Raw genomic sequence first — 26,350 nt, 5'->3', positions numbered from 1 at the left:
GGCCGGTGAGAAGGCCCGTCGTAGGGTGAGATCATGACTGAAGTCGCAGTACTCGGGGCCGGGCTCATGGGCGCCCCCATGGCCCGCAACCTGCTCAAGGCCGGCCTGCCGGTCAGGATCTGGAACCGTACGCGGGACAAGGCCGAGGCGCTGGCGGCCGACGGCGCGGTGGTCGCCGCCACCCCGGCCGAGGCGGTCGAGGGCGCCGACGTGATCGTCACGATGCTCAGCGACGGCGACGCCGTGCACCACGCGATGACCGCCGCCGTGCCCGCGCTGCGCCCCGGCCAGGTGTGGGCGCAGATGAGCACGGTCGGCGTGGCGGCCGTGGAGCGCCTCGCCGCGCTGGCCGCCGAACACGGGCTGATCTTCGCCGACGCGCCCGTCCAGGGCACCAGGCAGCCGGCCGAGCAGGGCAAGCTGGTCATCCTGGCGGCCGCCCCCGAACCGGCCAGGCCGGCGCTCACCCCGGTCTTCGACGCCGTCGGCGCGCGTACGCTCTGGCTGGGCGACGACGGCGCGCTGGCCACGGGCTCCAAGCTCAAGATGGCCGCCGTCAGCTACGGCATCTCGATGACCGGCATCGTCGCCGAGGCCCTGGCCCTGGCCAAGGGGCTCGGCCTCGACCCCGGCCTGGTCCGCGAGGTGGTGAGCGGCGGCCCGATGGACAACGTCTACTTCCAGGCCAAGTCGAAGGCCATCCTGGAGGGCGACTTCGAGCCCTCCTTCACCGTGCACAACGCCGAGAAGGACACCCGTCTGATCACCCAGGCGGGCGAGGCGGCGGGCGTTCGGCTGGACATGGTGGCGGCGGCGGGCGAACGGCTGCGCCGGGCCGAGGCCCAGGGGCACGGCGGGCAGGACATGGCGGCCACGTACTTCGCGAGCTTCGAGGAGAAGTGAGCCTCAGGCCGGGAAGCGGCCCCCGGCCGCCTTCAGCCGGTCGCGGCCTGCTCTCGCGCTGAGACCAGGACCTCCAGGATCGCCAGCGTCTGCTCCCACGGCACCGGGCTCGGCCCGCCGCGCACCATGCCGAGGAACGCCTCCATCGTCCCCGCGTACCCGAGCCCCTGGACCGGGTCCGGGCCGCTCTCGATCACGACCGACTCGCTGCCGTGCCGCCCGTGCAGCGTCACCGTGTACGAGTTGCCCTCGGAGACCCCCAGGATCTCGACCGTCCCGACGATCCCGCTCCCCCACCGCAGCGCCAGCACGCCGGTGTCCTCCGACCTCAGCGTCCGGTAGTGCCGCCTGGCCCCGGCCGCCCCCACCAGGCGCACGTCCGGGCCCAGAAGGGCGACCAGCAGCTCCACGCCGTGGATGCCCATGGTCACCATCGTCCCGCCGCCCTCGCCGGGGGTGTCCTGCCAGGCGTTGTAGCCGTCGGCCCACATGCCCACGTCATGCCGTACGGTCGCCCGTACCGACGACACGTCCTCCAGGTCGGCCCGCACCCCGGCGAAGGCCGGCGCGAAACGCAACACGGACGCCGACAACACCCGCTCGTGCACCGGCAACCGGCGCAGGGCGTCGAGCTGCGCCCGGGTGGCGGCGGCGGGCTTGTTCACGAAACACGGCACGCCGGTCTCCAGCACCCGTCCGAGCGCTTCTGGCACCTCCGGGTTGGGCACGGTCAGCACGACACCGTCGAGCTCCCCCGCCAGCACCTCGTCAAGACCGGTCGCCACCTTCGCCGTGGGATGTTCCTCCGCGAACCGCCGCAACCGCTCGGGATCCGGCTCCCACACGACCAGCTCGGCGTGGCGGGCCAGGGTGCGGGCGTCGGTGTAGGGATGGCTGGTGGCGAGCCCGGCAAGCGCGATACGCACAGCGCCTCCTCCAAAGGGGGATGACATTTCAGGAAATGATCCCCATCATGTCAGGACCGAGATCGAGGGTGACACTGCGTGCACATCCGGGTACAGTAGGAGCACGCCGCCTTCCTACGGGGGGGTGGAAGTGAACCGGGTGTACTGCCGGAATTGACAGGAGCCCGGACCTCGCGACAGCAAGACAATGCCGACCTCCTGCGGGGGGATCGGAAGTGAGCCCGGGTGGACCGCCGGACGACGGAAGCCCGGGCTCGCGCATGTCAACGGGCGTCGATGGCCCTCACGAGCATTCCGCCCTCCACCTGGCTCCAGAACCGGTGATCGCCGCGCTCGGCCAGAGACTTCGCCCCCGCGATGATGTCCGGCAACCACAACAAGGGCTCGGCCATGGGGTCGCACCACGACACGACCAACTTCGACGGCATGGCGTGGCGACCTTGGAGCACGGCGACCAGTTCGTGATCCCGCCGATCAAGCTGGCCCCGACGCTCGAAGACCACGTCATTCACGTGGTGGTCGCCCAGCTCCCAGAGCAGGCACTCCATGCACTTGCGCCGGGCCCGCTCCTGTCGCTTGGCGTCCAGGCCGGTGGACGCCACGAGAATGCCCGCGGGCCGCAGCGCAGCCACCGCCTCGATGAGCTGCATCCGCCGCTTGTCGTTCTCGTCGCGCCAGTGCAGCCGCGGCTGTCTCCGGAACAGCAGCGCGCGCAGCTCGGTCCGATAGTGGTCCGTCTGATGGGGAGCCACGAACATCGCGGCCATCAGATACACACCATGCGTGAGCAGCATGGACTCATCGACGTACGCCGAGGACGGGGGGTTCACGAGGGGCCATGGTAGCCCTGCCCGTCACGAAGGGTGATGAAGTCCTTACAATTCGTCTACCTCCGCGAACGTCCTCCCCCCGGACAACTTCGGGTAGCCCGGGCCGCGGTCGAAGAAGCGGTCCGTGGGCGGGCGGAGGCGGGCGCGGAGTTCGGCGGTGCCGCGTTCGTCGATGCGGTCGCCGTCCAGGACCACGCCGTAGTCCCCCAGCGCGCCGGCGATCGAGACCTTGCCGTCGCGTACGTCGGCGGCCACCGCCCTCGGGTCGCGGTCGTAGGGGGAGCCCCAGCCGCCGCCGCCCGTCGTACGGATGCGGATCAGGTCGCCGGCCTGGACGGGATGGTCGTCCACCAGGCCGTCCATCTCCTTGCCCGCGATCTCCACCCGGAACGGGCGCCCGGCCAGGCCGCCGTTGACGCCCCAGCACGACAGGATCGACCGGTCGGCGATCGACATGTACGAGGCGTCCCGGAGCATCCTGATGTGCTTGTCGTAGCCCAGGCCGCCCCGGAACATGCCGGGCCCGCCCGAGTCGCAGGCCAGTCCCAGCCGCTCCACCCGGAACGGCCAGCGCGCCTCGGCGAACTCGACCGGGATGTTGCGCGAGTCGGGGACGATGTGGATGGTGTCCTCGCCGTCGGCGTACCAGCGGCCGCCCGAGCCGCCGCCCAGGACCTCGCGCATCAGGTACGGCACCCCGTCGGCGTCGCTGCCGTAGACGCCGGTGTAGCGGATGGTCTCCTGGTCGGCGGGCATGCGTCCGCCCGTGGCCTTGGCCAGTACGCCGGCCAGCACGCCGAGCAGGCGCAGGATGACGAACGTGCGGGCGTTGGTGGGCGCCGGGAAGACCGGGGTGAGCAGGGTGCCCTTCTCCGGGAAGACCATCTTGATCAGCGGGACGACGCCCTCGTTGACGTCGAGCTCGGCCATGCGCTCGGGCGTGTCGGCCAGGTTGCGCAGCACCGGCGCGAGCCACTTCTTCAGGAACACGCCGTCGGAGTAGTCGCCGGCGTGGTTGATCGGGCCCTTGGCCTGGGGTGAGGTGCCGGTGAAGTCGATCGTGAGGGGCGCGTCGGCCGCTTGGTCGACCGTGAGCGTGATGCGCTGGGCGTGCAGGCGGGGTTCGTCGACGCCGTCGTGCTCGGCGTAGTCCTCCCAGACGTACGTGCCTTCGGGGATCTTGGCGAGGAGTTCCCTGCGGAAGGTCTCGGTGGTATTGGAGATGATCGCGTCGAAGCACTCCTCGACGGCCTGCCTGCCGTACCGGTCGAACAGTTCGCCGAGGCGGCGGGCGCCCATGAGGCAGGCCGAGCACTCGGCGTCGAGGTCGCCGGCCAGGGAGTCGGGCATGCGGGAGTTGCGGGTCATGATGCGCAGCGCGGTCTCGTTCGGCGTGCCCTGGTCCCACAACTTGATCGGCGGGATCATCAGGCCCTCTTCGTAGACCGAGCGGGCGTGCGAGGGCATCGAGCCGGGGACCGCGCCGCCGATGTCGTCGTGGTGGCCGAACGCCTGCACGAACGCCACCACCGCGTCCTCGTGGAAGACCGGCACGGTGACGCAGAGGTCGGGCAGGTGGCCGATGCCGCCCTCGGACAGGTAGACGTCGTTGTGGAAGTAGACGTCGCCGGGCTTCATCGTCTCGATCGGGAAGTCGCGCACGATCGGCTGGACGAGCGCGCTGTAGGAGCGGCCGGTGAGCTTGCGCAGGCGGACGTCGTGGATGCCGGCGCGGAAGTCGTGCGCGTCGCGGATCATCGGGGATCGGGCCGTACGGGCGATGGCCGTCTCGACCTCCTGCTCGACGGAGGCCAGGGTGCCCTCGACGATCTCCACCAGGATCGGATCAATCACGTCGGATCTCCACATTTCCGTATTCGTCCACCGTGGCGGTGAAACCGGGATGGACGGGGATCGTCGATCCGTACTCCTCGATGATCGCCGGGCCCTGGACGGTGGCGCCGGGGCCGAGAGCGACGCGCTGGTGGACCGGGGTGTCGCGGGTCTCGTCGAAATGCACGGGACGGACCGAGGTGGCGCCCTCGCCCGGCTTGTCGAGCCGCCGGACGGCCGGCCGGGTGATGGGACCGATGCCGGAGACGCGAAGGTTGACCCATTCGACGCCGTGCCGGGGGTCGTCGCGGTAGGCGTAGCCGTACAACTTCTCGTGGGCGTCGTGGAAGCCGTCGATCACCGCCCGCTTCCAGTCGTCGTCCAGCGGGCCCGCGGGGGCGGGGACCCGGACCTCGAACGCCTGGCCGTAGTAGCGCAGGTCGGCGGTGCGAAGGTAGACGGGGTCGTCGAAGCCCTCGCGGTCAAGCGCCTCGGCGGCCTGGCCCTCCAGCTCCTGAAAGATCTGCGCGGCCGTCTTGAGCGCGAGGTCGCGGGTGACGTACGTGCGCACGTAGTCGTTCTTGACGTCCACGGTGAGCAGGCCGAACGCCGAGACGTTGCCCGGATCGCGCGGGACGACGACGGCGGGCAGCCCGAGGATGTCGATCAGGCGGCAGGCCAGCAGCGGCCCCGACCCGCCGAACGTCACCAGCGGGAAGTCGCGTACGTCGAGACCGCGCTTGACGGTGAGCTGCCGGATCGCGTTGCTCTGGTTGAACGCGCTGATCTCCAGGATGCCGGTCGCGGTGCGCTCGGGGGTGAGCCCGAGCTTGTCGGCCAGGGCCTGGACGCCGTGCCGGGCGGCGTCCACGTCGAGCGGGATCTCGCCGCCGAGCAGGTGCGGCGGGATGCGGCCGAGGAACACGTGCGCGTCGGTGACCGTGACCTCCGCGCCGCCCTTGCCGTAGCAGAGCGGGCCGGGGTCGGCTCCGGCGGACCGGGGGCCGACCTTCAGCGTGCCCTCGGGCGAGATCCAGGCCACCGAGCCGCCGCCCGCGCCGACCGTGACGATGTCGATCATCGGGATCTTGCACGGGTAGCGGCCGACCGAGCCCTCGGTGGTCAGGGACGGCTCGCCGTCGATCACCACGGCCACGTCGGTCGAGGTGCCGCCGCCGTCGAGCGTGATCACCGACGGGTGCCCGGCGGTGGAGGCGATCAGCGCGGCGCCGAGCGCACCCGCCGCCGGGCCCGACAACACGGTGGTGATCGGCTGGTTGACGACCTCGCGGGCCGACAGCACGCCGCCGTTGGACTTCATGACCGAGAACGGCATGCCGAGCCGGTTGGACAGGCCGGCGATGTAGCCGCGCATCGCGGGCTTGACCGCGGCGTCCACGAGGGTGGTGACCGAGCGCTCGTACTCGCGGTACTCGCGCAGCACGTCGCTGGAGAGCGAGATCACCGCCTCCGGGTGCTCCCGCCAGAGCACCTCGCGCATGCGGCGTTCGTGCTCGGGGTTGGCGTAGGAGTGCAGGAAGCACACGCCGATGGCGTTGATCCCCTTCGACCTGAACCAGCGCGCCGCCTCGGCGGCCTGCTCCTCGGAGAACGGCCGCACCTCGTTGCCGAGGTGGTCGAGCCGCCCGCCGACCGTCCTGACGAGGTGCACGGGGACGATCCGCGGCGGCTTGACCCAGAAGTAGGAGTTGCCGTAGCCGTCCGGCACGCTCTGCCTGGCGATCTCCAGGATGGACTCGAAGCCCTCGGTCGTGATGAACCCGAGGTTGGCGATGCGGTCTTCGAGCAGCTGGTTCGTGGCCACGGTGGTGCCGTGGACGATGGAGGCGACGTCGAGCTCGCCCAGCTTCCCGATGCCCGCGACGAACCCGTCGGCCGGGTTCGCGGGCGTCGAGGGGGTCTTGGTGGTGACGATCTCACCGGTCTCCTCGTCCACCGCCACGACGTCGGTGAACGTGCCCCCGGTGTCCACTCCGATACGGACGCTACGCATGGCTCCTCAGCTTCGGCGACGGCCGAGCACTTCGTCGATGACCCGGGGCGCGTTCTGAGTGCCGACGTAGGCCGCCAGGCGCACCACCAGCTCTTGGGATTTTGCCAGTTCGGCCTCGACTCTGGCCTTACCCGACTGGCCCGCCTGCACGCCGAAATAGGCACCGATGATCGTGCCGACCACCCCGGCCACGCCCGCGAAGAGCGCGGCGAACTCCCGGGTGGCGAACACGGCGGCGCCGAAGGCGATCAGGATAGCGACGATGCCCGTCACGACGACCAGGAAACCGTAACGCCAACGGGCGGCGTCGGCCTGGGCGGCCGTCACGTCGTCCTGCGTCATCATCGCGTCGAGCGTCGGTGGATTGTCGGTGACCACAGTTCCTCCTGATAGTCCAGGGGAGAAATGTCCCACGAGGTCATGGGACAAGCCAAGCCGCTAAGCTGGCCACCTGTGACCGAACTGTCTGCCTTGTCTGCCGTGCCGTCCGGGGCCCGGAACGCCGTACTGAAGTTCTACTTCGGCCCCATGGACTGCGGGAAGTCCACTCTGGCGCTCCAGATGAACTACAACCACGGCCGCCAGGGGAGGCGCGGGCTGGTCCTGACCAAGCACGACCGCTCCGGCGGGCCGAAGGTCACCAGCCGGATCGGGCTCGGCCTGGAGGCGATCGAGGTGGAGGACTCCCTCGACCTCGTCCGCCTGGTCACCTCGCACGAGCGCATCGACTACCTGATCTGCGACGAGGCGTGCTTCTACACGGTCGAGCAGATCGAGCAACTGGCCGACCTGGTGGACGAGCACGGCATCGACGTCTACGCCTTCGGCCTGGCCTCCGACTTCCGGTCGGTCATGTTCCCCGGCGCGCAGCGGCTGTTCGAGCTGGCCGACGAGGTGTGCCGGTTGCAGGTCGAGGTGCTGTGCTGGTGCGGGCGGCCGGGGCAGCTCAACGCGCGTGTGGTGGGCGGGGTGCTGGCGCGTACGGGCGAGCAGGTCGTGATCGGCGACACCGACGCCTCCCCGGTGCGCTACCAGGTGCTCTGCCGCCGCCACCACCGCTCCGGCCAGCTCGGCGAGGGCGGCGACCCGGCCTGAGCCCCCGCGCGGGCGGCCGTCACACCAGGCGGTGCAGGACGTCCCTGAACAGGTGTTGCTCTTCCTCGGACAGGGAGGCGAGGAAGGCGCGCTCGGCGTCCTCCACGGCCGGCACCGCGAGGCGCATGGTCTCGCGGCCGCGCTCGGTCAGCTCCACCGCGTTCTTGCGGCGGTCGCCCGGATGCGGCCGGCGCGCCACCAGGTTCTTGCCCTCCAGCGCGTCGACCATGGCGACCATCGTCGTCCGGTCGATGCCGAGCCGCTGGGCCGCCTCCTGCTGCGACAGCGGCTCGGGGGCGTCGATCACCGACAACACCCCGAGCTCCCGCCCGTCGATCCCGTACGGCTCCAGCGCCGGGCCGGTGAACCCGGCCAGGCGTAGCGCGGCGTGCTTGAGCAGGTAACCAAGGCGGCGGCTGGACACTCCTCGATTCTCGCACCGGGCGGGCGCGGTCAGACCGCGCAGTAGCCGTCGTCGTCGCACCCGTCGGCGGGCGCGGCGAGCTGGGTGATCGGCGTCTGGCCGGTACGCGCGGCCACCTCGTCGATCGCCGCCGCGAACACGTCCTCGGGCTGTGCGCCCGACACCGCGAACTGCCCTTCGAACAGGAAGAACGGCACCCCGCTGATGCCGAGCGAGCCGGCCCGGCCGAGGTGCTCGCGTACCTGCCCGGCGCCCTCGCCGGTGTCCTCGACGCCCGCCTCGGCGGCCAGGCGGCTCAGCACGCCGGCGTCGGCCACGTTCGCGCCCTCGGTGAAGTACGCGCGGAACAGCCGTTCGGCCATCTCCTTGCCCAGCCCCTGGCCGGTGGCGACCTCGATGAGCCGGTGGGCCTCGAACGTGTTGGCGCTGACGGCCCTGTCGTAGTCCATCTCCAGGCCCTCGCCCTCGGCGGCGGCCTTCACGCGCTCGGTCATCTGCCGCGCGCCGGGGCCGAACTTGCGCTCAAGGGCCGGGATCAGCGGCTCGCCCTCGGCGGACGCGCCGGGATCGAGCTGGTACGGGCGCATGGTCACCTCGATCGTGCCGCCCTTGGCACGGAAGCTCTCGGCGGCGCGGGCGAAGCGGACATGCCCGATGTAACACCATGGGCACACGACATCAGAGAAAATCTCAACCTTCACGCCAGACCACAACCACGCCACCCACGCCACGATTCCACCGGGCGAAGCGGGGGGCCCGGATCAGCCCGCGCCGCGATTCCACCAGGCGATACGGGGGCCGGTTCAGCCTGCGGCCAGTTCCTCCAGGCGGTAAGGGAGGTAGGCCGAGTCGTCCACCAGGGCGGAGGCGCCGCGCCACCAGCCGAACCACTCGCCGCTGCGCCACATCCAGTCGGCCCGTTCGATGGCGGCCACCACGTCGCCGACGGTCGCCCAGCGTTCGCCCAGTTCCTCGCGGGTCACGCCGTGGCGGACGGCCCAGGCCCGCAGGATGCCGGCGGCGGCGGCCGGGATCTCGCGGGCGTACGGATCGGGCCGCTCGCCGGGGAGCCGGTGCGGTCCGAGGCCGGCGGCGACCCCCCAGCTCCACTGCGCCTCGGCGGGCCGGGAGTAGCGCAGCGACTGGAAGTCGAGGTTGGAGCCGAGCGCCTCGTCGGGGCGGCGGGCGACGACCGCGTCGAGCCGGCCGCCCGCGTCGAAGTGCACCACGAGCCGCTGTCCCGGCTTGACGTCGGGCGGCAGGTCGAAGCGGTCCTCGGCCTGCCAGGAGTTGAGGTCGACCTGGGCGGCGGGCCGGCCCCAGAGCTGATCGGCGGCGTCATCGGCGCTCCACGCGGCCAGCATCTCCAGGGCGGTCAGGTCGGTCCACGGCTCGATGGCGACGGCCGTGCGCAGCACCTCGTCGGGCGGCGGCAGCTTGCCGCCTCTGGGCCGCGTCCACCAGTCGGCGCCCAGTTCGCGGGTGCCGACCAGGAGCGCGGCGATGGCGGCCAGTTCGGCCGATCGGCGGGTGAGGGAGGCGCCGAGCGCGAGCCCGAGCGCGCGGTCGGTGCGCTCGTCGCCCAGCACCGGGCGTACGTCGCCGATCAGGGTCTCGGCGGTCGGGCGCTCATCCCCCAGCAGGTTGCGTACGATGCGCCTGGCTTCGGTCCGTGCGTCTTCAGCGTGTGCCTGCCGCATACCGCCACGCTACGCCGGGAGATCCTTTTCCGCGAGAGCCCTCGTCCCGGTCGTCAGCCGTGTCGGCCGCGCCGGGTCCGGCCGAGCAGCCAGCCCACGGCGACGCCGGTGAGCGCGACGCCCGCGCCCATGCCGAAGGAGGCAAGCAGCACCCACGGCCGGGCCTCGGTGTGCGGCTTCGGCGGCCGTTCGTACACGCCGGGGACGGCCACGACGGGCGCGATCGCGGGCGCGTCCGGCGTAGAAGACACGGAAGGCGCGGAAGGCGCGGAAGGCGCGGAAGGCGCGGGGGCCGGGGACGGGGGGACGGACAGGTGGTCCTCGACGGCGGAGAAGAACTCGCCCGCCGTACGCCTGGCCACCGAGCCGAGCATGCGCTGCCCGACGCCGCCGATCATGCCGCCGATCACCGCGTCGGCGTCGTAGTCCACGCGGGTGCCGCCGTCGATCTCGCTCAGCCGTACCTGGACGGTGGCCTCGACCGTCCCAGGCGCGCCCTGGCCACGCGCCCGCAGCGTGAAGCTCTCGGGCGCGTGCGGCTCGCCCAGCGCCACCTCCCCCTGGTAGACGCCCTTGATGGACGCCACCCCCGCGTTGACCGTCATCCTGTAGGTGTCCGGCCCGGTCTCCTCAAGGCGCTCGCAGCCCGGGATGGTGCGTACGAGCACCGCCGGGTCCTGGAGCGCGGCCCACACTCGATCTCGCTGAACGCCGATCACGGCGCTGCCCGCCACCTTCATGCGGCCACTCTAGGCACGGGTGACCGGGTGGTTAAGGGCAAGACCTGCCAGTCGCGCGACGCGTGTTGTGGATCAGGGCTGGCAAGATGGTGCTCCATGTGCTGGGGGCGTGGAACGGTCAAGGACGGGGCCGGGCGTGGCGGGCCGCGGCCCGGGGTGCTCACGAAGGTGATCGCCGGGCTGCTGGTGCTGGCCCCGGTCGCCGGCTGCGGGTCCGGCGGGACCACGGGCGCCGGCCCGGGTCCGGGGCCGTCGGGCGAGCCGTCCGCGAGCGCCGTACGCACGCCGCGTCCCACCCCGCAGGGCCCGCCCGGAGCGCTGCCACGCGCGGGAGAGGTGGGCGCGATCAAGGGCGAGAACGGCCTGCCGCCGGTGATCAGCTCGATCCCCACCAAGCGCAAGGTCGTCTTCCTGACCATCGACGACGGCTGGGAGCAGGACCCCGGCTTCGTCAAGCAGGTACGCGACCGGCGCATCCCGATCACGGCCTTCGCCATGCGCGACGCGGTCGAGGCCAAGGGCGACCCGGACCCGGCGGGCGGCCCCGGCCATTACGTGGGCGCCGGCAAGTGGGGATATTTCCGGCAGCTCCGCGACGTGCACGTGCCCGTCGAGAACCACACCCTCACCCATCCCGACCTCCGCCGCCTGCCCTTCGACGCCCAGCGCCGCGAGATCTGCGGCTCGTCCCAGGTCATCGCCAAGGAGATCGGCACGCGGCCGGCCCTGTTCCGGCCGCCGTTCGGCAGCTACAACAGCGACACGCTGAGGGCCGCCAAACGCTGCGGCATGAAGGCCGTGTTGTTGTGGACCGCCACCGTCCAGCCGGGCGGCAAGATCGCCTACCAGGTGCCCGACAAGCAGCTGCGCCCTGGCGACATCCTGCTGCTGCACTTCCGTCCCAACCTGGCGGCGGACTTCCGCGTCCTGGTGAACAAGATCAAGCGGCGTGGCTTCGAGCTGGGCGATCTTCAGGCGTACCTGGACGCCGCCACCGGGGTCCGCCGGGCGAGGTAGTCGGCAGTCCGCCCGGCGGGTGACGCGCCGGGCCCCGTCCGTACGGGATTCTCTACATACAGCCAGTACAGGGGGATGTGACCAAGGTCGCATCGCAATGCTCTACGGCCTGTAGTACTACTACAGGTAGAAGTACTACAGCTTGTAGAGCGATGAGCGGGTGGGGAAAGATGGACGCGCTTGACCTGGCACGGTGGCAGTTCGGGGTCACCACCGTGTACCACTTCTTGTTCGTACCCCTGACCATCGGTTTGGGCATCTTCGTCGCGGGCCTGCAGACGGCCTGGCACCGTACGGGCAAGGAGCAGTACCTCAAGCTGACGAAGTTCTTCGGGAAGCTGTTCCTGATCAATTTCGCCATGGGCGTGGTGACCGGCATCGTGCAGGAGTTCCAGTTCGGCATGAACTGGAGTGAGTACTCCACGTTCGTCGGGGACGTCTTCGGCGCGCCGCTGGCCATGGAGGCGTTGCTGGCCTTCTTCATGGAGTCCACGTTCCTCGGCCTGTGGATCTTCGGGTGGGACCGGCTGCCGAAGAAGGTGCATCTGGCGTGCATCTGGGCCGCCGCCATCGGGTCCAACCTGTCGGCCTACTTCATCCTCGCGGCGAACGCCTGGATGAAGCACCCGGTCGGCTACGAGGTCGTGGACGGCAAGGCCAGGATGACCGACCTGTGGGCCGTGCTGACCAACTCCACGGCGGTCGCGCAGGTGCCCCACGTCATCGCGGCGGCGTTCATCGTGGCGGGCGGGTTCGTGCTGGCCGTCAGCGGCTACTGGCTGCTGAAGACGCGCGCGCCGATGTGGCGCAGCGCCGCGCGCGGCGCGCTGATCATGACGGCGATCGCGGGGGCGGTCGTCGCGGGCACCGGCGACATGTCCGCCAAGCTGATGTACGAGCAGCAGCCCATGAAGCTGGCCTCGGCCGAGGGCCTGGAGCGCGACACCGCCGGGGCGCCCTTCTCCGTCGCCCCCGGCATCGAGATCCCGAACGTCCTCAGCTTCCTCGCCACCAATGACTTCAACGCCACCATCCAGGGCACCGAGGACCTGCAGAAGCGCTTCGAGCAGCAGTTCGGCCCCGGCGACTACCGGCCCGACCAGACGATCGTGTTCTGGTCGTTCCGCGTGATGATCGTGTTCGGCATGGCCACAGCGGGGCTGGCGCTGCTCGGACTCTGGCTGACCCGGCGCAGGCGCGAGGTGCCGTCCTGGCTGGCACGGGCGCTGCTGTTCGCGCTGCCGCTGCCGTTCGCCGCGGTGATCGCGGGCTGGCTGCTGAGCGAGATCGGCCGGCAGCCGTGGACGGTCGCCGGCGAACTGCTGACCGCCTCCAGCGTCTCGCCCGGCGTGACCCTGGCCGAGGTCGCCATCTCGCTGACCGTCTTCACGCTCCTGTACGGCGGCCTCGCCATCGCCGAGGTCGTCCTGCTGGCCAGGCACGTACGCAAGGGCGTCGAGGAACGGCAGCCCACGCCCGAGGCCCAGCCGCTCGAACCGTCGCTGATGTACTAGAGGGACCAGACCCATGATCAACCTGTGGTTCGTCATCATCGCCTTCCTCTGGACCGGCTACTTCGTCCTCGAAGGCTTCGACTTCGGCGTCGGCCTGCTGGCGCCGCTCCTCAGCAGGAACGCCGCCGAGCAGCGCCAGAGCCTGCAGACCATCGGCCCGGTGTGGGACGGCAACGAGGTGTGGCTGATCACCGCGGTCGGCGCGATGTTCGCCGCGTTCCCCGCCTGGTACTCCGGCCTGTTCAGCGCGTTCTACCTGCCCGTCACACTCATCCTGGTCGGACTGATCGTGCGCGGCGTCGGGCTCGAATGGCGCGGCAAGGTCGCCAACCCGATCTGGTGCGACCTCGGCATCCTGGTCGGCAGCGGCCTGCCGGCGTTCCTTTGGGGCGCGATCTTCGCCGACGTGCTGTTCGACAGCGGCCCGGCGGCCCTGATCGGCGGGGCGTTCACGCTGACGCTCTGCGTGCTGCACGGCGCGGTCTTCCTCGCGCTCAAAACCACCGGCCCGGTGCGCCGGCGGGCCAGGACCGCCGCCCTGGCCGCGGCTGCGGTGACCATCCCGGTCGCCGTACTGGCCCTGTCGAACCTGGGCTCGCCGCCGGCCCTGGCCGCCATGGCCGCGCTGGCCGCCGCGGCGGCGCTGATCTGGCGGCGCAGGGAGGGGTGGGCGTTCGGGGCGACGGCCGCGGGCATCGTGCTGGCCACGCTGGCGGTGTTCATCGAGCTGCGCCTCTCGCCGCTGCCGGGGCTGACGCTGGCACAGGCGGCCTCGGGGCCGTACACGCTGACGATGCTGAGCTGGATCGGGCTGATCACGCTGCCGTTCGTGCTGGTCTACCAGGGCTGGACGTACTGGGTGTTCCGCAAGCGGGTCATCCTCGCGGCGTCGTAGGGCGGCGGGGCGCGCGGGCGCCCTTAGCCGACCGTACGCATCTGGTTCGTACGGTGGTCCTTCAGGTGGAGGTCGCCGCCGAGCCGCTCCTTCAGCAGCTCCAGCACCTTGCGGCTGGACAGCACGGTCCACAGGCTGCCGACGAGGTGGGGGTTGTACTCGGGGGCGGCGTCCATCCAGGCGTCCTTTCCGGACTGGCTGGCGAACGTCGTCACGAAGAACTGGCCGTCGGCGGTCCTGCAGTAGCCCGTACGGATCTCGGCGGCGTCGACCTGCATGCGCGGCTTGCAGCCGACCTTGGCGGCGAGCTGTTCGACGGTCTGGGGCGCCGCCGCGGGCGCGGCCTTCTGACCGGCCGCGGCATAGCCTCCCCCGCCTCCGGAGGAGCAGGCGGCGGCCAGCCCGGCCAGCAGCACGAGGGCGGCCAGACGTGGATGTGTCGTCATGTGCGGAGGTACGCACGGCCGCCCGCGCCGGTTCAGCGCAGGACGACACAACCCCGGGCGCGCAGCCGGTCGAGCACCGGCGGGTCGTCGTAGAGCTTGTTCCAGCGCAGGTCGAGCTTGCGCAGGCCGGGCAGCTCGGCATGGAGGTCGGCGGGCAGCTCGCGCAGCCGGTTGTTGCGCAGGTCGAGATGGGTGAGGCCGGGCGGCAGCGGCGGCAGCTCGCCCAGGTGGTTGTTCCGCAGGTCGAGCACCCGCAACTCGCCCAGCGCCGCGAGCGAGGCGGGCAGCCGGGTCAGCCGGTTGCCCTGGACGTGCAGCTCGCGCAGGGCGGCGAGCCCGCCGAAGGTCTCGGGCAACGTCTCCAGCCGGTTGTTGTACAACCGCAGCTCCACCAGCGACCTCATCGAGCCGAGCGCGTCCGGGAGCGTGGTGAGCCGGTTGTCGGTCAGGTTGAGGTAGGCCAGCCGGTCGAGGCGGCCGAGCGCGGCCGGGACGTCGGTGAAGCCGTTGTCGCTCAGGTAGAGGTAGTCGGTGAGCGGCAGGTCGCCCAGCTCGGGCGGTATCGAGGCGAGCCGGTTGTGGCCGAGGTCGAGCATGCGCAGCCGGGTCAGGCCGCCGACGGCCGCGGGAACGTCGGTGAGGGCGTTCTCGGCGAGGTTGAGGGATTCGAGCGCGGTCAGCTTCCACAGGGCCGGGGGGACCGAGGTCAGCCGGTTGCCACCGAGCGCGAGGTGGCGCAGGTGCTCGCCGAGGCGGCCGGGAAGGTGCTCGATCCGGTTGCCGTAGAGGAAGAGGCTCTCCAGGCCGGGCGGGCAGGCCGGGACCTCGCTCAGCTCGTTGCCGTCGAGGTGCAGGGCGCGCAGCGCGGTCAGGCCGGACAAATCGGGCAGCTCGCGCAGCCGGTTGCCGTCGAGCCGCAGCTCCTCCAGCCGGGCCAGCCCGGCCACCCGGGCGGGCACCTGGGTCAGCTCGTTCCACGCCAGGTCGATCAGCCGTACGTCGTCGGGGACGTCGGGGAAAAGGGTCAGTCCGGCTCCGGGGGCACGCATGGCGCCGATCCTCGCACACGCAGCTCGTACAGGTCGGACGGGGAGATGGGCATGCGGTCGATCTCGATGCCCTCGGCGTCCTCGATGGCCGAGGCGATGACCGCCGACACCGGGATCACGCCGGCCTCGCCCGCGCCCTTGATGCCGAGCGGGTTGAGCGGCGAGGGCGTCTCCAGGTGGGCGGTCTCGATCGGGGGGATCTCGGTGGCGTACGGCATGAGGAAGTCCATGAACGAGGCGTTGACGAGCTGGCCGTGGACGTCGTACTCCATGCGCTCGTACAGGGCGCCGCCGATGCCCTGGGCCACTCCCCCGTGGATCTGCCCCTCCACGATCATCGGGTTGATCAGCCGCCCGCAGTCGTGGACGACGGCGTACCTGACGACCTTGATCTCGGCGGTGTCCGGGTCGGTCTCGACGACGGCCGCGTGCATGCCCGAGGCGAACGTGGACCTGATGGGCGAGTAGAAGTCACGTCCTTCGAGGCCCGGCTCGTCGCCCTCGGCCACGGGCGGGCGGTCCGGGGAGGCGGTGCCGGAGAACTGGGTCGCCCTGGCGGTCTCCTCGTCGAAGGCGTACCGCAGCGGGTTGGCCAGCACCGCCACCGTCGAGAGCGGGATCGCGGCGGACGGCGCGCCGACGACGTGCACCATGCCGTCGGCGATCTCCAGGTCGGCCGGGTCGGCCTCCAGCGCCTCCGCCGCGATGCGCAGCGCCTTGTCCCTGACCTTCCGGCAGGCCAGCGCGATGGCGTTGCCGCTGACGACGGCGGCGCGGGAGGCGAAGGTGCCCACCGCGTACCCGAACCTGCGGGTGTCGCCGGTGACCACGCTGACCCGCTCGATGGGCACGCCCAGCTCGGAGGCGGCGATCTGGGCGAAGGCGGTCTCGTGGCCCTGGCCCTGGGAGGTGAGGCCGGTCGAGACGTGCACCCGGCCGTCGGAGGTGATCTGCACGTGCCCGCCCTCGTACGGGCCGACTCCCGTGCCCTCGACGTAGCAGCCGATGCCGATCCCCCGGCCGGGACGGCGTTCGAAGGAGTCCCAGCCGATCAGCTCCTTGATCATGCGGAGCATCTCCGGGTAGTTCCCGCTGTCGTAGATGAGCGGGCGGCCGTCCTGGAACGTCATCCCCTGGTCGTACGGGAACTCCTCGGGCCGGATGAAGTTGGCCGCGCGCACCTCGGTACGGTCCTTGCCCAGGTAGTGGGCGATCTTGTCCATGGTCCGCTCCATGCAGAACACGCCCTGCGGCCGGCCGGCCCCTCGGTACGGCGTGACCTGCACGGTGTTGGTGTAGAGCGCGGTGAACTCGACCCGGTAGGCCCCCGGCTTGTACGGCCCGAGAAGCTGCGTGGAGGTGACGATGGGCACGATGATCCCGTACGGCGTGTAGGCGCCGTGGTCGTGCCTGATCGTCACGTCCAGGCCCAGGACGCGGCCGTCGTCGTCGAAGCCGACGCGTACGTGGTGGATCTGGGCGCGTTCGTGGGCGGAGGAGATGAAATGTTCTCTGCGGTCCTCGGTCCACTTGATCTCGCGGCCGAGCGTCATCGCGGCCCACGGCACCAGGATCTCCTCCGGCCACGGGTGCACGATCTTGACGCCGAAGCCGCCGCCGACGTCCGGCGCGATCACCTCGACCTGTGGCAGCGGCAGCCCGAGCGTGGCGGCCACGGCCATGCGCACGCTGGTGGAGGTCTGGGTGCTGGAGTAGACGCGCAGGTCGCGGCCGTCCCAGCGGGCGTAGACGCCGCGTCCCTCCAGCGGCATGCTGGCGCTGCGCTCGATGTCGAGCCGGAAGGCCAGCGTGTGCGGCGCGCTCGCGACGGCCTCGCGGGCGCCTCTGCCATCGGCTCCCGGCACCTCCTGGACGAGATGCGCGCCCACGTTCCCCGGCACGTCCTCGTGCACGAGCTGGGCGCCCTGCGCCGCCTCGGCCAGGCCGACGACCGGTTTGAGCGGCTCGTAGGCGACCTCGATGAGCGCGCAGGCGTCCTCGGCGACGTACCTGTCGGCGGCCACGACCATGACCACGGGCTCGCCCACGTGCCGGACGACCTCCCTGGCCAGCGGGTACGCCGTACGCCCGTGCGTCAGCGCCGGATGCGGGATCAGCAACGGCAGCGGCCGGCCGACCCGCTCGGGCAGGTCCTCCCACGTGTAGATCGCGACCAGGCCCGGCACGTCGAGCGCGGCGGACACGTCGACGTCCCGGACGCGGGCGTGGGCGTGCGGGGACCTGACGAACGCGGCGGCGAGCGCGTCGGGGCCGAGGTCGTCCAGGTAACGCCCCTGGCCGGTGAGCAGCCTGGGGTCCTCGCGCCGCTGCACCGGCTCGCCGAACAGCTTGGTCGTCATGACTCCTCCACGAGCGGGTCGCCGGGCGGCACCGGGCTCACGACTCCTCCGCCAGCAGCTCGGCGGCCCGGTGGACGGCCTTGACGATGTTCTGGTAGCCGGTGCACCGGCACAGGTTGCCGGAGATGCCCTCCAGCACCTCCTCGTGGGTGGGCGCCGGGTTGTCGGCCAGCAGGGCGGTCACCGTGCACAGGAAGCCCGGCGTGCAGAAGCCGCACTGCAGGCCGTGGCACTCGGCGAAGGCCCGCTGCACGGGCGAGAGCCCGCCGGGGCCGGCCAGGCCCTCCACGGTGGTGATCTCGCGCCCGTCCACGGTGACCGCGAACGTCAGGCACGACCGCACCGGCTCGCCGTCGAGCAGGACCGTGCAGCAGCCGCAGACGCCGTGCTCGCAGCCGACGTGCGTGCCGGTCAGGCCGAGGTCGTGGCGCAGGCAGTCGGACAGCAGGCGGCGTCCGGGGACGCTGACCCGCCGGGTGGTGCCGTTCACGGTCAGCGTGATCTCATGTTCCACCGCTCGCCGTCCCCTCCCGTGCCGCGTTCCGCAGTGCCCGTTCGGCCAGCACGCCCACCAGGTGCCGCCGGTAGGCGGCGGTGGCGTGGATGTCCCCGTCGGGGTCGGTCGCCTCCCGTACGGTTTGCGCGGCGGCGGCCCAGTCGGCGCTCGCGGCGGGCCGGTGGCCGCACTCGCGGGTCACGTCCAGCAGGACGGGGACCGGGCCCACGCCGACGCAGGCGACCCTGGCCGCGGCGATCCGCAGGTCGTCGTCCAGCGTGACCACGGCGCAGACGCCGGCCAGGGCGTAGTCGCCGTGCCGCCTGGACACCTCCTCGAACGCCGTACCGGCCCGCCCGCCGAGCGCCGGGAAGTACGCCGAGACGGCCAGCTCGTCGGGCCGGACGGCGGACTCCATGGGGCCGACGAAGAACTCCCGCGCCGGGACGTCCCGCGTGGCGGTCCCGCCGCCGGGCGCGCGGCCGGCCAGGCGTACCGAGCCGCCGAGGACCGCGAGCACCGCGGGCAGCTCGGCGGCCGGGTCGGCGTGGACCAGGCTGCCGACGACCGTGCCGCGGTTGCGGATCACCGGGTGGGCGACCAGCCGCAGCGCCTTCGTCAGCAGCGGGTGCGCGCCGGAGCGCGCCACCCGCGAGTGCCGGGCCAGCGCGCCCACGCGCACCCCGTCGCCGCCGGCCTCCACCGTGTCCAGGGTGGTCACGCGGTTGATGTCGACGACGTGCTCGGGGGCGGCCAGCCGCATGTTGAGCAGGGGGATCAGGCTCTGGCCGCCGGCCAGCACCTTGCCGGGCACCTCCGCGAGCGTGCTCAGAGCCTCGCCGAGGTCGCGCGGCGCGTGGTAGGTGAACGGCGGCGGCTTCACCCGGCCTCGCCGGGGACCGGCCGCGGCGAACGTCCGGCGATGGCGCGGAGCAGGTGGTATCCGCCCACCACCACGACGGTGCCGAGCGCGATGCCCTCAAGGGAGAAGTCTCCGCCGATCATGTGAGTCACCGGTCCGATCGCCAGGATGATGCCCGCGCCGATCGGGACCATGTTGACCGGGTCGGCGAAATCCACCCGGTTCTCGATCCAGATCTTGGCGCCGAGTAGTCCGATCATGCCGTACAGGATGACGGTGACGCCGCCGAGCACGCCGCCCGGCGTGGCGGCGACCAGCGCGCCGAACTTCGGGCACAGGCCGAACAGGATCGCGATCAGACCGGCGATGTAGTACGCGGCCGTGGAGTAGACCTTGGTGGCGGCCATGACGCCGATGTTCTCGGCGTAGGTGGTGGTGGGCGAGCCGCCGACGGCGCTGGTGACGACGGTGGCGGCGCCGTCGGCGATGATCGCCCGGCCGATGTACGGGTCGACGTCCGTGCCGGTCATCTCGCCCACGGCCTTGACGTGGCCGACGTTCTCGGCGATGAGCGCGATCACCGCGGGCAGTACGAGCAGCACGGCGGAGAACTTGAAGTCGGGCGCGTGGAAGTCCGGCAGCCCGAACCAGTCGGCCTTGGCCACGGCGTCGAAGCTGACCCGGTCGTGCGGGAAGGCGGTGGCCACGCAGTACGGGCCCTCGGCCGGGCAGGCCGCGCCGGCCGCGTCGCGCAGGTTCTGACCGGGCAGGACGGAGGTGACCTGGCCGACCGTCCGGTCCAGCACCCAGGACAGGACGAACCCGGTGACCAGCCCGATCAGCACCCCGATGCGCCCGGCGAACCCCTTGAACGCCACGATCACCACGAACGTCACCAGCATCGTGACCAGCGCGACCCACTGGTCCTGCCCCCAGTAGACGTCGGCGACCACGTACGCCAGCCCGAACCCGATGAGCATCACCACCGCGCCGGTGACGACGGGCGGGAAGATCCGGTGGATGATCTGCACCCCGAGCACGTGCACGGCCACGCCCGCCAGCGCCAGGACGAGCCCGGCGACCAGGATCGAGCCGGTCACGAGGGCGTCGGCGATCGGCTGGTCGCTCCCGGCGGCGGCCCTGATGGCGAACACGCCGCCGACGAACGACGCGCTGGTGCCCAGGTAGCTGGGCACCTTGCCCTTGACGATCAGCAGGAACATGATCGTCGCGACGCCGGACATCATCACGGCGACGTTCGGGTCCAGCCCCATGACCAGCGGGAACACGAACGTCGCGCCGAACATCGCGATCACGTGCTGGGCGCCGAAGCCGACCATGCGCGGCCAGCTCAGCCGCTCGTCGGGCTTGACCACCTCGCCGGGCGCCAGATGCCTTCCGTCACCGTGTCTGGTCCATCCGAAAACCATCTGCGCCCTCTCTTCCGGGCCGGCGGCACGTGCCTTTGCGGGCACATTAGGACCGCTGGAACGCGGCTACACGGGCATGATCTGCCAAATATCCCGTGGCCACCAGAGCGAACCTCTCGTACGGGAGGGCCGCCGGCCTTTCGAGGGGGGTTATCGGCCGGTTTCGGGCACCGGTTCGCGGCGCGTGACGCGCAGGAGGTGGTAGCCGAGGAGCAACACGATCGTGCCGAGCGCGATGCCGCTCAGGGCGAAGGTGTCGGTGATCGGGAACACGACCGGCCCGATCGCGCAGATGATGCCCGCGCCCACCGGCACCAGGTTGACCGGGTCGGACAGGTTCACCTTGTTCTCGACCCAGATCTTGGCGCCGAGCAGGCCGATCATGCCGTACAGGATGGTCGTGACGCCGCCGAGCACGCCGTCGGGGGTCGCGGCGACGAGGGCGCCGAACTTGGGGCACAGGCCGAACAGGATCGCGATGACCGCCGCGACGTAGTAGGCGGCCGTGGAGTAGACGCGGGTGGCCGCCATGACGCCGATGTTCTCCGCGTACGTGGTGGTGGCCGGGCCGCCGACCGAGGTGGCGACCACGGTGCCGACGCCGTCGGCGATGATGGCGCGGCCCATGGAGCCGTCGACGTCCGCGCCGGTCATCTCGCCCACGGCCTTGACGTGGCCGACGTTCTCGGCGATGAGCGCGATCACGACGGGCAGCACCAGCACGATCGCCGACACCTCGAACACGGGCCCGTGCAGCGACGGCAGGCCGATCCAGTCGGCGTCGGCCACGCCCTGGAGGTTGACGCGGAAGTGCTCGGTCACCTTGCCGGTGGCGTCGGGGGACAGGATCTGGCCGCCCACCCGGTCCCAGACCCACGACAACACGAACCCGAAGACCAGGCCGAGCAGCACGCCGATCCGGCCGAGGAAGCCCTTGAAGACCCCGATGAACACGAACGTGGCCGCCATCGTCAGCAGCGCCACCCACGGGTCCTTGGGCCAGTAGACGTCGGCCGCCACGTACGCCATGCCGAACCCGATCAGCATCACCACGCCGCCGGTGACGATCGGCGGGAAGACCCGGTGGATGATCTGCACGCCCAGCAGATGGATGGCCAGGCCGCACAGGCCCAGCACGACGCCGACGACGAGCAGCGCGCCGGTGACGGTCGCGTCGCCGCCCCCGGCCGCCCTGATCGCCACCACGGCGCCCACGAAGGACGCGCTGGACCCCACGTAGCTGGGGATCCGGCCCTTGACGATGAGCAGGAACAGGATCGTCGCGACGCCGGACATCATCACGGCCAGGTTGGCGTCGAGGCCCATGACCAGCGGGAACACGAACGTCGCGCCGAACATGGCGATCACGTGCTGCGCGCCGATGCCGATCGTCCTGGGCCAGGAGAGCCGCTCGTCAGGCTTGACGACCTCTCCCGGCGCCAGATGTTTCCCGTCGCCGTGCAGCTTCCACCCGAACACCGCGAACCCACCTCAATCTTCCGCCTGACCAGCGGCGACGTCTTCCGAATATGTCGGAGAGCACAATAAGGGGTGTCACGGCCTTCCCGATACGGCGGCCCGTTATTCCACGTGGATCGTGAACCCGTCGCCGCTGACCACCTGGCCGGTGCGGATCTTCGCCGTCTTCCTCAGCTCGACCTCGCCGTCCACCTCGACCAGGCCCTCGGCGATGAGGTGTTTGGCCATGCCGCCGGTCTCCGTGACCCCGCAGTACTTCAGCAGGTCGCACAGCGGGATGTACTCGGAGCGCAGTTCGAAATCCAGATCCACGAGCCCCAAGCCTAGATGCCGCGCATGCGCAGCACGTGCAGGGCCAGGGTCAGGTTGAGCCGCAGGTGGGGGTCGTCGGTGAAGTTGCCGAGCAGGCGCTCCAGCTTCCCGATCCGGTAGCGGAGGGTGTTGTAGTGGAAGTGCAGCCTGCGGGCGGTCTCGGCGACGTTGAGGTTGGTCTCCAGGAGCACCTGGAGGGTGCGCCGCAGGTCGGCGTTCTCGGCGTCCTCGTCCCAGGCCAGCGGGCCCAGCGTCTCGCGGACGAACGCGTGCAGCTCGCCGGTGTCGTTGACCAGCGACAGCAGCCGGTAGACGCCGAGCTGGTCGAAGTGCGCGACCGCGCCGGGCCCGTGGAGCTGCCGGCCCACCCGGGCCGCCTTCATCGCCTGCGAGTACGCCTCGGGCAGCGTCCCGGCCCCCGGGCTCGGCCGCGAGGTCCCGGTCGAGAACGTCGCGGGCGGCACGTCGGCGAACGCCGAGGCCGCGTCCTTGGCCACCCTGGCGGCGTCGAGCGAGGCGTCCACCACGGCGACGACCTCGTGCGAGAACCCGGCCACCGCGCCGCGCGGGTCGTGCCGCCGGACGGCCGCCGTCCAGCAGGACACCAGCCGGTCCTGGGCGCTGCGCTCGTCGCCGTCGGGGTCGAGCTCGGCGACCAGCACGGTCACCGGCCGCGCCAGGTCCCAGCCGAACGCCCTGGCCCTGGCGTCGACCCGCTCGGCCGTGCCGGCCCGGCCGGTGAGCACGTCGCGCAGGAAGTCGGCCCGGTACTTGCTCTCGACGGCGTTGACCGCCTCCTGCCGGGTCACGACCAGCGCGGCGACGGTGGCGGCGCGTTCGAGGATGCCGATGTCGCTGTCCCTGATCGCGCCGGCGGCGCTGTAGGCGACGATCCGGCCGTGGTGGTGCCCGCCGGCCAGCACGGGCGCCGAGGCGAACGACCTGCCGCGCCCCGGCGCGTCGGCGGCCCGCGCGGGCGCCGGGCCCTCGCGGGAGATCGACTCGCGCAGCACGACGACGTGCTCGGCGGGCCCGGCGGTGGCCAGGACGCGGCCGGAGCCGTCCACGGCGGCCACGGCCACGTCGAGGAGCTGGGCCACCTCGGCGGCCACCTCGTTCAGGCCGCCGCCGGCCAGCACGACGTGCACCAGCGCCCGGTGCGCCTCCTCGGCGCGGGCGAGGACGGCGGCCTGGCGGTTGAGTATGTCGGTGAGGACCTGGTTGAGGATGTCGTCGAAGCCGACGTCGTTGGGCAGCAGGATGAGCGGGAAGCCGAGCCGGTCGGCCTGTTCGGTCATGTCGGCGGGCAACTCGTCCACGTACCGGCCGAGTTTGATCGCCAGGGCGGCCAGGCCGCGCTCGTCGAGGTCGGCGACCAGGCGGCCGAGCGACTGCGGGGTGTTGCGCAGCGGGTAACCGGTGGTCAGCAGCAGCTCGTGCGGCTTGACCCAGGCCAGGATGTCGGGCACCTCCATGACGTTGAGCCGTTGCACGATGCGTCCGAGCCCGCTCTCCCCCGCGATCAGCCTGGCGTCGGCCAGTGTCGAGACGCCGAGCACCTCTCCGACGGAGACGCCGTGGATGATCGTTCCGGTGCTGGCCAGACGAACGGGGGGCTCCATGTGGTGATTGTGACTCCACAGGTGGTCTGTCAGGAAGAGCCAACCTTCCCGCTGACTGTTGGCAAATTTCTCCGTACGGAGGGTTCTCCCGCCGTTCTACGGTCAGGACCAAGGTCCGATGGGAGGTTCGGTGACCGTCAGTACTCATGCGCGGCGTGCCCGGGTCCGCGTGACGGGCGCGGCGAGCACGGCCGTGCGTCCCGTGCTGGAGGCCCCGCGCAGCCCGGCCCGGGTGCTCGCGGCGTTCTCCGCGGGGATATATCTGGAGGTCAGGACCGACTGCGAGCCTTCGGTGATCGCGCTCATCACCGGGGAGGCGGCCCGGCTGCCCAATTCGGTGCTGCTCGCCACGCCGCTGCCGCGGGTGACCGTCGGTGACGACGCCACCGTGGGCGACCGCGGGATCGAGCTGGGCTCGCTGAGCCTCGGCGTACGCCGCTGGTGGGACCCGGCCCCCGCGCTCGGCCCGGTCGATCCGCTGAGCCTGGCGGACGTCGTGCTCGACGGTCCAGGGCGTCCCGGGCTGGCCGGGAACGAGGCCGTCGAGCTGCTGGCGCGAAGCTGCGCGGAGGGCCGGCTGCTGGGCGCGGTGACGGCGGCCGAACGGCTCGTCGGGCTCGGCCCCGGGCTCACGCCGAGCGGCGACGACGTGCTGGCCGGGCTGCTGGTGACGCTCAGGCACCTCGGTACGGCGACCGGCGTGGACCGGGCGGTCTGGCTGGCCGGCTGGCTGGGGGCCACGGTCACCTACGACGCGCGCACCCGTACGACGCCGATCTCGGCGACGTTGCTGCACTGCGCGGCGAGGGGCGAGTCCAGCCCGGAGGTGACCGGCGTGCTGCGCGGGATCGCGGGCCGGCAGGCGCTCCAACCGGCGCTGCGGCGGCTGCACCGCCTCGGCCACACCTCGGGGGCCGACCTCACCCAGGGCATCTCGATCGGGCTGGCCTCGGTCCGGGCGTTGGGCGGGCTCCGGTGAGCGACGACCTGATCCAGCTCCGAAAAGGTACGTACCACGACTCAGTCACGCTGATGCGGATAAGTCGGGCGCTGAGCGAAATGCCGGGTGTGGAGGTGGCGATGGTGGCCATGGCCACCGAGCTCAACCTCGCCATCGTCCGCGACCTCGGGTTCACGCCGCCGCCCGCCGGGCCCGGCGACCTCCTCATCGCCCTCCGGGGCGCCGACCCCCACCGGGCCGTCGAGGAGCTGGACGCCCGCCTGACCGAACGCGCCGCCACCGCCGCCACGTCCACGGCCGCCGGGCAGCCGCCGCTGACCACCTGGTCGGCCGCCAGGACGCCGGCCGACCTGGTCCTGGTGTCCGTGCCCGGCGAGCACGCCTTCTGCGAGGCGTACGACGCCGTCGAGGCCGGGCTGCCGGTGATGATCTTCAGTGACGGCGTGCCCCCGGCCCAGGAGCGGTGGCTCAAGGAGCTGGCCGAGGAGCGCGGCGTCCTGGTCATGGGGCCCGACTGCGGGACGGCCTCGATCGCGGGCGCCGGGCTCGGCTTCGCCAACGTGCTGCGGCCCGGTCCCGTCGGCCTGGTCGCGGCCTCGGGCACCGGCGCGCAGCAGGTGTCCTGCCTGCTCGACTGGGCGGAGGCGGGCGTCAGCCACATCCTCGGCGTGGGCGGCAGGGACCTGTCGGCCGAGGTGGGCGGGCTGGCCACGATGCGCGCCCTGCGCCTGCTCGACGACGACCCGGCCACCGAGCTCGTCGTGCTGATCTCCAAGCCGCCGGACCCGGAGGTGGCGCGGGCCGTACGGGAGGTGGCCGCGGGGCTGCGCACGCCGGTGGTGGAGGCGTTCCTGCCGGAGACCGACCTCACCGAGGCGGCCGGGCGGGCGCTGCGGGCGCTGGGCCGCGGCGTGCCGGAGTGGCCGTCGTGGCCGGGCGCGCGGCGCGGCACGCCGCGGAGCGTCAGGGGCCTGTACGCGGGCGGCACGCTCTGCGCCGAGGCCGCCGCACTCGCCGGGCCCGGCGAGTTCACCGACTTCGGGGACGACGCCTACACGCGGGGCCGGGCCCATCCGATGATCGACCCGACGTTGCGCCTGGAGGCGATGTCGCGCGTCGGGCCGGACGAGGTGGTGCTCATGGACGTCGTCCTCGGCCACGCCGCCGACCCCGATCCCGCGGCCTGGCTGGCCCCGGCCGTGGCCCGTACGCCGGCCACCGTCGTGATCGCCCTGGTCGGCGCCGCCGGCGACCCCCAGGACCTGCATCGCCAGGCCGCCGCGCTGCGCGAGGCCGGGGCGGCCGTGCACGTCTCCAACGCCGAGGCCGCCCGCCACGCCAGGAGCCTGCTGTGACCCGGGCCACCGTCCGTGGGGCCGTTGTTCGTGGGGCCGCCGCCCGTGGGCCCGTCGCCCGTGGGCCCGTCGTCTTTCGGGCCGTTG

The 26,350-nt window shown here is 71.8% G+C and carries 25 protein-coding genes; 7 read left to right on the top strand and 18 right to left on the bottom strand.

What is annotated here, in order from left to right:
* Positions 1 to 33: 33 nt before the first annotated feature.
* A complete protein-coding gene (locus IEZ27_RS05525) occupies positions 34 to 903 on the top strand; it encodes an NAD(P)-dependent oxidoreductase (RefSeq protein WP_189646210.1) in 870 nt (289 codons plus the stop codon).
* A gap of 32 nt (positions 904 to 935) precedes the next feature.
* Here the strand turns inward: IEZ27_RS05525 and IEZ27_RS05520 are convergent, their stop codons facing one another.
* The 5 genes from IEZ27_RS05520 to IEZ27_RS05500 all read right to left on the bottom strand — a co-directional run bounded on the left by IEZ27_RS05520 (position 936) and on the right by IEZ27_RS05500 (position 6,884).
* Positions 936 to 1,829: a Gfo/Idh/MocA family protein gene (locus IEZ27_RS05520; protein WP_189646209.1), complete on the bottom strand. Its 894-nt coding sequence runs from the start codon at positions 1,827 to 1,829 to the stop codon at positions 936 to 938.
* 263 nt (positions 1,830 to 2,092) lie between these two features.
* Positions 2,093 to 2,659 carry a hypothetical protein gene (locus IEZ27_RS05515; protein WP_189646208.1) on the bottom strand — a complete coding sequence of 189 codons (567 nt, stop codon included), beginning with the start codon at positions 2,657 to 2,659 and terminating at the stop codon, positions 2,093 to 2,095.
* Positions 2,660 to 2,704: 45 nt separating this feature from the next.
* Complete coding sequence (locus tag IEZ27_RS05510; RefSeq protein ID WP_229823338.1) at positions 2,705 to 4,513, bottom strand: hydantoinase B/oxoprolinase family protein; 1,809 nt, start codon at positions 4,511 to 4,513, stop codon at positions 2,705 to 2,707.
* A complete protein-coding gene (locus IEZ27_RS05505) occupies positions 4,506 to 6,506 on the bottom strand; it encodes a hydantoinase/oxoprolinase family protein (RefSeq protein ID WP_189646206.1) in 2,001 nt (666 codons plus the stop codon). Before IEZ27_RS05505 ends, IEZ27_RS05510 begins: the two co-directional genes overlap by 8 nt.
* A gap of 6 nt (positions 6,507 to 6,512) precedes the next feature.
* Entirely contained in the window at positions 6,513 to 6,884 is a 372-nt protein-coding gene (locus tag IEZ27_RS05500; RefSeq protein WP_125634943.1) for a hypothetical protein, read from the bottom strand.
* Between the two features lie 75 nt (positions 6,885 to 6,959).
* Here IEZ27_RS05500 and IEZ27_RS05495 point away from each other — a divergent pair, with 75 nt between their 5' ends.
* Positions 6,960 to 7,601 carry a thymidine kinase gene (locus IEZ27_RS05495; protein WP_189646205.1) on the top strand — a complete coding sequence of 214 codons (642 nt, stop codon included), beginning with the start codon at positions 6,960 to 6,962 and terminating at the stop codon, positions 7,599 to 7,601.
* Between the two features lie 19 nt (positions 7,602 to 7,620).
* Here the strand turns inward: IEZ27_RS05495 and IEZ27_RS05490 are convergent, their stop codons facing one another.
* From IEZ27_RS05490 to IEZ27_RS05475, 4 genes are all read right to left on the bottom strand, one after another.
* Complete coding sequence (locus IEZ27_RS05490; RefSeq protein WP_189646204.1) at positions 7,621 to 8,025, bottom strand: MarR family winged helix-turn-helix transcriptional regulator; 405 nt, start codon at positions 8,023 to 8,025, stop codon at positions 7,621 to 7,623.
* A 29-nt stretch (positions 8,026 to 8,054) separates the two neighbouring features.
* Positions 8,055 to 8,726 carry a DsbA family oxidoreductase gene (locus tag IEZ27_RS05485; RefSeq protein ID WP_189646203.1) on the bottom strand — a complete coding sequence of 224 codons (672 nt, stop codon included), beginning with the start codon at positions 8,724 to 8,726 and terminating at the stop codon, positions 8,055 to 8,057.
* A 102-nt stretch (positions 8,727 to 8,828) separates the two neighbouring features.
* Complete coding sequence (locus IEZ27_RS05480) at positions 8,829 to 9,725, bottom strand: hypothetical protein (RefSeq protein WP_125634935.1); 897 nt, start codon at positions 9,723 to 9,725, stop codon at positions 8,829 to 8,831.
* Between the two features lie 53 nt (positions 9,726 to 9,778).
* On the bottom strand, positions 9,779 to 10,465 hold the full coding sequence (locus IEZ27_RS05475; RefSeq protein ID WP_189646202.1) for an SRPBCC family protein: 687 nt from the start codon (positions 10,463 to 10,465) through the stop codon (positions 9,779 to 9,781).
* A 96-nt stretch (positions 10,466 to 10,561) separates the two neighbouring features.
* Between IEZ27_RS05475 and IEZ27_RS05470 the strand changes: the two genes are divergently transcribed.
* From IEZ27_RS05470 to cydB, 3 genes are all read left to right on the top strand, one after another.
* Positions 10,562 to 11,482 carry a polysaccharide deacetylase family protein gene (locus IEZ27_RS05470; protein WP_229823334.1) on the top strand — a complete coding sequence of 307 codons (921 nt, stop codon included), beginning with the start codon at positions 10,562 to 10,564 and terminating at the stop codon, positions 11,480 to 11,482.
* A 170-nt stretch (positions 11,483 to 11,652) separates the two neighbouring features.
* Positions 11,653 to 12,996, top strand: coding sequence for a cytochrome ubiquinol oxidase subunit I (locus IEZ27_RS05465; protein WP_189646201.1), 1,344 nt, complete (start codon positions 11,653 to 11,655; stop codon positions 12,994 to 12,996).
* 13 nt (positions 12,997 to 13,009) lie between these two features.
* Complete coding sequence (gene cydB, locus IEZ27_RS05460; protein WP_189646200.1) at positions 13,010 to 13,891, top strand: cytochrome d ubiquinol oxidase subunit II; 882 nt, start codon at positions 13,010 to 13,012, stop codon at positions 13,889 to 13,891.
* A gap of 23 nt (positions 13,892 to 13,914) precedes the next feature.
* On the opposite strand, the gene IEZ27_RS05455 is transcribed toward cydB, so the two are convergent.
* The 9 genes from IEZ27_RS05455 to IEZ27_RS05415 form a co-directional block, all read right to left on the bottom strand.
* The gene (locus tag IEZ27_RS05455) at positions 13,915 to 14,337 is read right to left on the bottom strand and encodes a hypothetical protein (protein WP_125634927.1); all 423 of its coding nucleotides are present in this window, start codon (positions 14,335 to 14,337) and stop codon (positions 13,915 to 13,917) included.
* Positions 14,338 to 14,369: 32 nt separating this feature from the next.
* Positions 14,370 to 15,386, bottom strand: a complete 1,017-nt coding sequence (locus IEZ27_RS05450) for a leucine-rich repeat domain-containing protein (protein ID WP_189646199.1) — start codon at positions 15,384 to 15,386, stop codon at positions 14,370 to 14,372.
* A complete protein-coding gene (cutA, locus tag IEZ27_RS05445) occupies positions 15,362 to 17,746 on the bottom strand; it encodes an aerobic carbon-monoxide dehydrogenase large subunit (protein ID WP_189646198.1) in 2,385 nt (794 codons plus the stop codon). The genes IEZ27_RS05450 and cutA overlap by 25 nt, the downstream gene beginning before the upstream one ends.
* Before the next feature lie 37 nt (positions 17,747 to 17,783).
* Positions 17,784 to 18,260 carry a (2Fe-2S)-binding protein gene (locus tag IEZ27_RS05440; RefSeq protein WP_189646197.1) on the bottom strand — a complete coding sequence of 159 codons (477 nt, stop codon included), beginning with the start codon at positions 18,258 to 18,260 and terminating at the stop codon, positions 17,784 to 17,786.
* The gene (locus IEZ27_RS05435; RefSeq protein ID WP_189646196.1) at positions 18,250 to 19,125 is read right to left on the bottom strand and encodes an FAD binding domain-containing protein; all 876 of its coding nucleotides are present in this window, start codon (positions 19,123 to 19,125) and stop codon (positions 18,250 to 18,252) included. Before IEZ27_RS05435 ends, IEZ27_RS05440 begins: the two co-directional genes overlap by 11 nt.
* Entirely contained in the window at positions 19,122 to 20,534 is a 1,413-nt protein-coding gene (locus IEZ27_RS05430) for a uracil-xanthine permease family protein (RefSeq protein ID WP_189646195.1), read from the bottom strand. The genes IEZ27_RS05435 and IEZ27_RS05430 overlap by 4 nt, the downstream gene beginning before the upstream one ends.
* A gap of 150 nt (positions 20,535 to 20,684) precedes the next feature.
* Positions 20,685 to 22,013, bottom strand: a complete 1,329-nt coding sequence (locus tag IEZ27_RS05425; protein WP_189646194.1) for a uracil-xanthine permease family protein — start codon at positions 22,011 to 22,013, stop codon at positions 20,685 to 20,687.
* 102 nt (positions 22,014 to 22,115) lie between these two features.
* Positions 22,116 to 22,325 carry an RNA-binding S4 domain-containing protein gene (locus tag IEZ27_RS05420; protein ID WP_125634913.1) on the bottom strand — a complete coding sequence of 70 codons (210 nt, stop codon included), beginning with the start codon at positions 22,323 to 22,325 and terminating at the stop codon, positions 22,116 to 22,118.
* A gap of 11 nt (positions 22,326 to 22,336) precedes the next feature.
* Positions 22,337 to 23,947 carry a PucR family transcriptional regulator gene (locus IEZ27_RS05415; RefSeq protein WP_189646193.1) on the bottom strand — a complete coding sequence of 537 codons (1,611 nt, stop codon included), beginning with the start codon at positions 23,945 to 23,947 and terminating at the stop codon, positions 22,337 to 22,339.
* A gap of 130 nt (positions 23,948 to 24,077) precedes the next feature.
* Here IEZ27_RS05415 and IEZ27_RS05410 point away from each other — a divergent pair, with 130 nt between their 5' ends.
* The gene (locus IEZ27_RS05410; RefSeq protein WP_229823332.1) at positions 24,078 to 24,926 is read left to right on the top strand and encodes a DUF2877 domain-containing protein; all 849 of its coding nucleotides are present in this window, start codon (positions 24,078 to 24,080) and stop codon (positions 24,924 to 24,926) included.
* Positions 24,927 to 25,006: 80 nt separating this feature from the next.
* A complete protein-coding gene (locus IEZ27_RS05405) occupies positions 25,007 to 26,263 on the top strand; it encodes an FdrA family protein (protein WP_229823330.1) in 1,257 nt (418 codons plus the stop codon).
* The last annotated feature ends 87 nt before the right edge of the window (positions 26,264 to 26,350 follow it).

Source organism: Nonomuraea spiralis, from assembly GCF_014648435.1.
GTDB classification, from domain to species: domain Bacteria; phylum Actinomycetota; class Actinomycetes; order Streptosporangiales; family Streptosporangiaceae; genus Nonomuraea; species Nonomuraea spiralis.
The sequence above is the reverse complement of the archived record's forward strand: the minus strand, read 5'-3'. Positions and strand labels throughout refer to the sequence as shown.

Excerpts from the sequence above, each read along its gene's own strand:
- IEZ27_RS05465 (WP_189646201.1), top strand. The coding sequence starts at position 11,653 with ATGGACGCGCTTGACCTGGCACGGTGGCAGTTCGGGGTCACCACCGTG.
- IEZ27_RS05450 (WP_189646199.1), bottom strand. The coding sequence starts at position 15,386 with ATGCGTGCCCCCGGAGCCGGACTGACCCTTTTCCCCGACGTCCCCGAC.
- IEZ27_RS05475 (WP_189646202.1), bottom strand. The coding sequence starts at position 10,465 with ATGAAGGTGGCGGGCAGCGCCGTGATCGGCGTTCAGCGAGATCGAGTG.
- IEZ27_RS05480 (WP_125634935.1), bottom strand. The coding sequence starts at position 9,725 with ATGCGGCAGGCACACGCTGAAGACGCACGGACCGAAGCCAGGCGCATC.
- IEZ27_RS05505 (WP_189646206.1), bottom strand. The coding sequence starts at position 6,506 with ATGCGTAGCGTCCGTATCGGAGTGGACACCGGGGGCACGTTCACCGAC.
- IEZ27_RS05415 (WP_189646193.1), bottom strand. The coding sequence starts at position 23,947 with ATGGAGCCCCCCGTTCGTCTGGCCAGCACCGGAACGATCATCCACGGC.
- IEZ27_RS05405 (WP_229823330.1), top strand. The coding sequence starts at position 25,007 with ATGCCGGGTGTGGAGGTGGCGATGGTGGCCATGGCCACCGAGCTCAAC.
- cutA (WP_189646198.1), bottom strand. The coding sequence starts at position 17,746 with ATGACGACCAAGCTGTTCGGCGAGCCGGTGCAGCGGCGCGAGGACCCC.
- IEZ27_RS05470 (WP_229823334.1), top strand. The coding sequence starts at position 10,562 with ATGTGCTGGGGGCGTGGAACGGTCAAGGACGGGGCCGGGCGTGGCGGG.
- IEZ27_RS05430 (WP_189646195.1), bottom strand. The coding sequence starts at position 20,534 with ATGGTTTTCGGATGGACCAGACACGGTGACGGAAGGCATCTGGCGCCC.
- IEZ27_RS05525 (WP_189646210.1), top strand. The coding sequence starts at position 34 with ATGACTGAAGTCGCAGTACTCGGGGCCGGGCTCATGGGCGCCCCCATG.
- IEZ27_RS05455 (WP_125634927.1), bottom strand. The coding sequence starts at position 14,337 with ATGACGACACATCCACGTCTGGCCGCCCTCGTGCTGCTGGCCGGGCTG.
- cydB (WP_189646200.1), top strand. The coding sequence starts at position 13,010 with ATGATCAACCTGTGGTTCGTCATCATCGCCTTCCTCTGGACCGGCTAC.